Source organism: Cupriavidus basilensis (assembly GCF_029335485.1).
GTDB lineage: Bacteria > Pseudomonadota > Gammaproteobacteria > Burkholderiales > Burkholderiaceae > Cupriavidus > Cupriavidus basilensis_E.
In genome coordinates, this window is the sequence record NZ_JARJLM010000735.1 from 1 (window position 1) to 4937 (window position 4937).

General features: G+C 67.5%; 5 protein-coding genes. 2 read left to right on the forward strand and 3 right to left on the reverse strand.

What is annotated here, in order from left to right; genetic code table 11:
- Positions 1–316 precede the first annotated feature (316 nt).
- Entirely contained in the window at positions 317–781 is a 465-nt protein-coding gene (locus P3W85_RS45270; protein WP_276269644.1) for a pilin, read from the forward strand.
- A gap of 154 nt (positions 782–935) precedes the next feature.
- A complete protein-coding gene (locus P3W85_RS45275) occupies positions 936–2801 on the forward strand; it encodes a PglL family O-oligosaccharyltransferase (protein WP_276269645.1) in 1866 nt (621 codons plus the stop codon).
- A 110-nt stretch (positions 2802–2911) separates the two neighbouring features.
- Here P3W85_RS45275 and P3W85_RS45280 read toward each other — a convergent pair whose 3' ends face one another.
- The 3 genes from P3W85_RS45280 to moaC all read right to left on the reverse strand — a co-directional run bounded on the left by P3W85_RS45280 (position 2912) and on the right by moaC (position 4763).
- Positions 2912–3445, reverse strand: a complete 534-nt coding sequence (locus tag P3W85_RS45280) for a YMGG-like glycine zipper-containing protein (protein WP_276269646.1) — start codon at positions 3443–3445, stop codon at positions 2912–2914.
- Between the two features lie 118 nt (positions 3446–3563).
- Entirely contained in the window at positions 3564–3992 is a 429-nt protein-coding gene (locus P3W85_RS45285) for a hypothetical protein (RefSeq protein ID WP_276269647.1), read from the reverse strand.
- Between the two features lie 291 nt (positions 3993–4283).
- Positions 4284–4763, reverse strand: coding sequence for a cyclic pyranopterin monophosphate synthase MoaC (gene moaC, locus P3W85_RS45290; protein WP_276269648.1), 480 nt, complete (start codon positions 4761–4763; stop codon positions 4284–4286).
- Positions 4764–4937: the final 174 nt, after the last annotated feature.

Here is a 4937-nt window from a genome sequence, read left to right on the forward strand (position 1 = left end):
TTTTGTTTTGCCGGGGGGGAAGTGGCTTGTTTGCCGCTTCCGCCGCAGTCTGCTGCGAAGCGGAATTACGCTGTCAGTTCAGTGCGGTTTCTAACTGACTTTAGCCATACTTTGGTATTGCTGACCGTCTGCGTCATCGCAAGTGACAAAATTTGCCCATTGTCAAAGCGGTGAGGCCTCCAATGTGGCGAAAATTGTCACCTGCCGACGAGGATTGGCGGTTTGCGGTGCTGGCACGCTAACTGCTATGAACGTGTGGCATCACTTGAAACAAGATGTTTCGATCTGTATCTAAAATTCCTTCGAGGGGTCAATCATGCAACAACGGGTACAACTGAAAAAACTGGGCCGCCGAGTCCAGAAGGGCTTCACGCTGATCGAACTGATGATCGTGGTTGCGATTATTGGTATTTTGGCGGCGATTGCGATTCCGCAGTATCAGGATTATGTAGCGAAGTCACAGGTGGCGCGGGCAGTCGGGGAACTCTCCGCGTACAAAACTGCCATTGAAGACCGACTGAATCAAGGTGCCACCACTATCAGCGCGACAGATGTTGGTTACGTTGCTTCAACGCTGATCCCCACCAGTCCGTTTGCTGCTGCGCTGGCGCCTGCAGCCGGTGTTGTTAGCTACGTTGGGACGCTGGGTGGCGCTGCGAACAGTGCTGTCGCCGGCGCGACCATCACGCTGGCGCGTGATGCCGCTGGCAACTGGACCTGCACGTCTAATGGCGCGAAGGCAGGTTCTTGGAAGGCGACTTACGCGCCGGCAGGTTGTTAAGTCGCTAACAATAAAGGCCACGGCAACTAAACCGTTTGGAGTGGGGCCTTCGAGTCAGCTTCAAAAGAAAAAGCGCCCAAGGGCGCTTTTTCTTTGCCCCCTCCCCAAGCTATCATCCGCCTTTTGCCAACCTGGCTTAACAAGGCGCCCCCGCATGCTGCCCTCCCGGCCAGCCATCCCCCTCAGCATCCTGGCTGTCGCACTCATCGTGCCGCTGCTGGTCTCCCGGCACACGCTCCCGCTCGCCACCTTCTACGGCGAGTGGTCTTCGGCGCTGCTGTTCGCCCTTGCCGTCATCGTGCTCGGCGCGCTGGCGCCCCGGCAGGACCGGAGCGGGGCCAGCGATGCCGCCCCCGCCCAGTTTCCCTGGATCGTCCTCTTTCCCCTCTGGCTGATCGCCACCGGCATCACGCAGACGCTCAGCGGCATGGTGGATGTGTCCGGCAGCCGCCTGATCACCGAACTCGTGCTGGCGCTGGCCGCGGCGGTGATGTGGGCGGCCTGGCGGCAGGGGCGGGCAGCGTCACCGCCGGAGCGCCAGGCCATGGCCGACGTGCTGGCCATCGCCTGGCTGGTGGCCGGGCTGCTGGGCGCGCTGGCGCAATGGATCCAGGTCTTCGGCCTGGAGTCCGACACGCTGGGGCTGGTGTCCACTTACTTCTATGACGAAAACCGCCGCCTCTGGGGCAACCTGAACCAGCCCAACCACCAGGCCACGGTGGAAGGCCTGGCGCTGGCGGCGGCGGTGTGGCTGGCGGCGCGCGGACGGCTGCGCGTGCCGGCGTGGCTGGCGGCGGTGCTGCTGCTGGAGAGCGGCATCGTGCTGTCCGGCTCGCGCACCGGCGTGCTCCATGTCGGGCTGGCGTCGGCCTATGCGCTGGTGGCGGCATGGCTGGCGCGCAACGGCGCGGCGTTCGGCAGCGAGGGCGAGGCGGGCGGAGCGGACGGCGCCTTGCTGCGCCCGAGCCGCAACCCCATGCGCCGGCCCGCCGGGCTGGTGTTCGCCGCGGTGGCCATGGCGGTGCTGCTGATGATCCTGCAGCCGGCCATCAGGGGGCTAGGACAGGCGCTGGACTGGCGGCTGTTCGATACCATCGCGCAGCTGGCGGCATCCGACCAGGTGTCCGCGCGCGGGGCCCTGTGGGCGCATGCCTGGGCGATGTTCCGCTCGCATCCCTGGCTGGGGGTGGGCTGGGGCGAGTTCGGCTGGGCGCAGTTCCAGCAGTTGGCCCAGGTCGGCGTGACGGTGGAGATGTCCCTGCATGCCCACAATGCCGTGCTGGACCTGCTGGCCAAGACCGGCGCGATCGGTACCGCCGGCGTGGCGCTGGCGCTGCTCGCCTGGCTCTGGCGCGTGGTGCGCCGGCGCCTGTGGCGCGGCGACGCGCGGGAGCGGGCGCAGACGGCGCTGGTGCTGACCTGGCTGGCCATGCTGTGCGCGCACTCGATGCTGGAGTACCCGCTGCATTACCTGTACTTCATCCTGCCGTTCTGCTTCATGCTGGGCTGGCTGGAACCTGCGGGCTTTGGCCGCGTGCGGGCGCCGCGCTGGTTCGCGGTGCTCGCCGGCGTGGTATTTGCCGGCGTGGCGGCGGCCATCCTCGCCTCCATGTGGCAGGACTACCGCCGTGCCGAAGCGCGCGAATATACCCGCGCCGCCGAGCGCCGCGCCGCATTGCCGATGCCCGGCTTCTGGTTCCGCCAGGCCGCCGCCTCCGACGTGGTGGAGGAGACCAGGATCACGCCGGCCAACGCGGCGCAGTTGCTGGCGCCGCATATCGCCGCCGTGCACCTGCTGCCGACCCCCACGCTGATCGCCCGCACCGCATGGCTGATGGCCCTGACCGGCGATCCCGCCAGGGGCCGCGTGTGGCTGGAGCGGCTGCGCTTCTACTATGCCGGCGACGAAGCAACGCAGTTCGCCAGCGTGGCGCGCGCCTGCGCGGAGGCCGGCGCCGCCGCCCGGCCGCAGGAATTCTGCGACTGGGTGGCAGCGCGCAGCAAGGGGCAAGCGGAATAGGCCAGCGGCCCGGGGGCCGGGTCACAGGCGTGGCGGTGCAATGCGCGCCGATCCCCGGTCTGGTTGCCTGGACCGGGGACCCGCTTGCTTGCTACGGCATCGCTTCAGGGCTACTGCGGCGCGTAGCCCGGAGGCGGCGGAGGCGGGTAGTAGTAGGTCGGCGCAGCCGGCCGCGGCGCCGATGCCATGCGGCCATACACCGGCACCCGGTTGCCGCTGGCGTACATGCATTGCACATAGGCGGCATCGTAGCGGCGCTGGCTGCCGTAGCCGGAATACTGCGCATTGCTGGCGCCCACCAGGGAGCCGGCCAGCAAGCCGGCGCCGGCGCCGACGGCGGCACCGGAGCCGCCGTTGAAGGCCGCGCCCGCTGCCGCGCCCAGTGCGGTGCCGACTACGGCACTGCCGACGGCGCTATTGGTGGCAGCCTGGTTGGCGGTGACGCCGCCTACCTGACTGAAGGCGAACTGGCGGCAGCTATTGTCGTCGGCGCGGAACTGGTCGAAGCTCTTGCCGGTACCGGGCAGCACCATCACGCTGGGGCCGCTCGGCATGACGGCGCAGCCGGCCAGCGTCAGCGCCGCCAGAGGCAGGGCCAGCAGGACCGGCAGTCTTGGTAGCTTGGGCAGGGTAAGGGCGTTCATCTCGGCACCTCGGAACCTCGGTCATCAATCCAATCGTCGCACGCCCGCATCGGCACTACATGTCCATGCAGCCGTGTGTCCACGCCATGCGGCATCGCAAATCGGCCCTATCCGCGCTTCAGCCCGGTGGCTGGGCCGGCACCTTCTGCCAGCCGGCGGGGCAGGACTTGATATACGGGTAATAGCCGTTCGGGCGGGTGCAGTGATACCAGTAGGCCTGCTGCTGGGGCGCCGCTGCCGCACCGCCGCCCATGTCCACCGCGTCGTCCTCGCCCTGTTCGATGTATTGCGGGGGCGAGGCGGGCACGCCTACCACGGCAGGCGGGTAGTAGCCGGGGTAGTAGTACGGGTAGGCGTAGGGATAGGGATAAGGGTAGCCGTACCCATAGAAGCCGGGGCCGATCACGACCCCCACGCCAACGCGCCCATGGAAACCGCCATGGAAGCCACCGCCGCCGTGCCAGCCGCCTCTTCCTGCCAGGGCCGTCCCGCTCGCGCCCAGCATCGCCAACACCAGCAAAAGCTGGCCAACCCTAAGCCCGTTCATTTTGCTCACCCCGGATCGACGCGGGACGAAACCCCGCGGGCGGCGCGTCGCGCGCCCCCTCCATCTGCATTGAATACCAATTTGCTGCGGGCGGAGCCGCGCCGCCCGCTGGCGAAATGCGGCGTTACGCTTGTTACAGGGGAGGGTACGGCCGCGTAAGGCCGTGTCATGGACGGTAAGAAATGCGGTGTCAGGGACGCGCCGGATTCCGCACTTGCGGCGCAGGCGGGGAGGGCTGGGGGATTTCCAGTGGACCGGCGCGGGTGCCGCGCCGGGGTATGCCGCTTCAGCTCAGGCGCCAGCCACCCAGTCCCCGGACTTCCCGCCATGCTTCTCCAGCAGCTTCACATCGCCCATCACCATGCCGCGATCCACTGCCTTGCACATGTCGTAGATGGTCAGCAGGGCGACCTGCACGCCGGTCAGCGCTTCCATCTCGACGCCGGTCTGGCCGTGGGTTTCGGTGCGCACGGTGCAGCGGATGGTGGCGGCGGGTTCGTCCAGCAGGTAGTCCACAGCCACCTTGGTGAGCGGGATCGGGTGGCACAGCGGGATCAGGTCGGCGGTGCGCTTGGTGGCCATGATGGCGGCGATCCTGGCGATGCCGAGTACGTCGCCTTTTTTGGCGGTGCCATCGCGCACCAGCGCGAAGGTGGCGGGCAGCATGGCGATGGTGCCGGTGGCGATGGCCACGCGGTGGCTATGCGCCTTGGCGCCGACGTCGACCATATGGGCCTGTCCGGCGGAATCGAAATGGGTGAGCTGGCTCATGGCGTGGACCTGGCTTGAGGGGTTTGGGAAAGCCGCTGGCGGACCGGCTTGCCGCGCCCGCAAGGGCGGCGTGCGGCAAGCCCGGGCGATGCCCGATGGGAACGGCTTCCGGAGGCCGCTATCATAGCAATATGCGCCAGAACCAAACGCTCGCCGGAACGCTTCCTTCGCCCG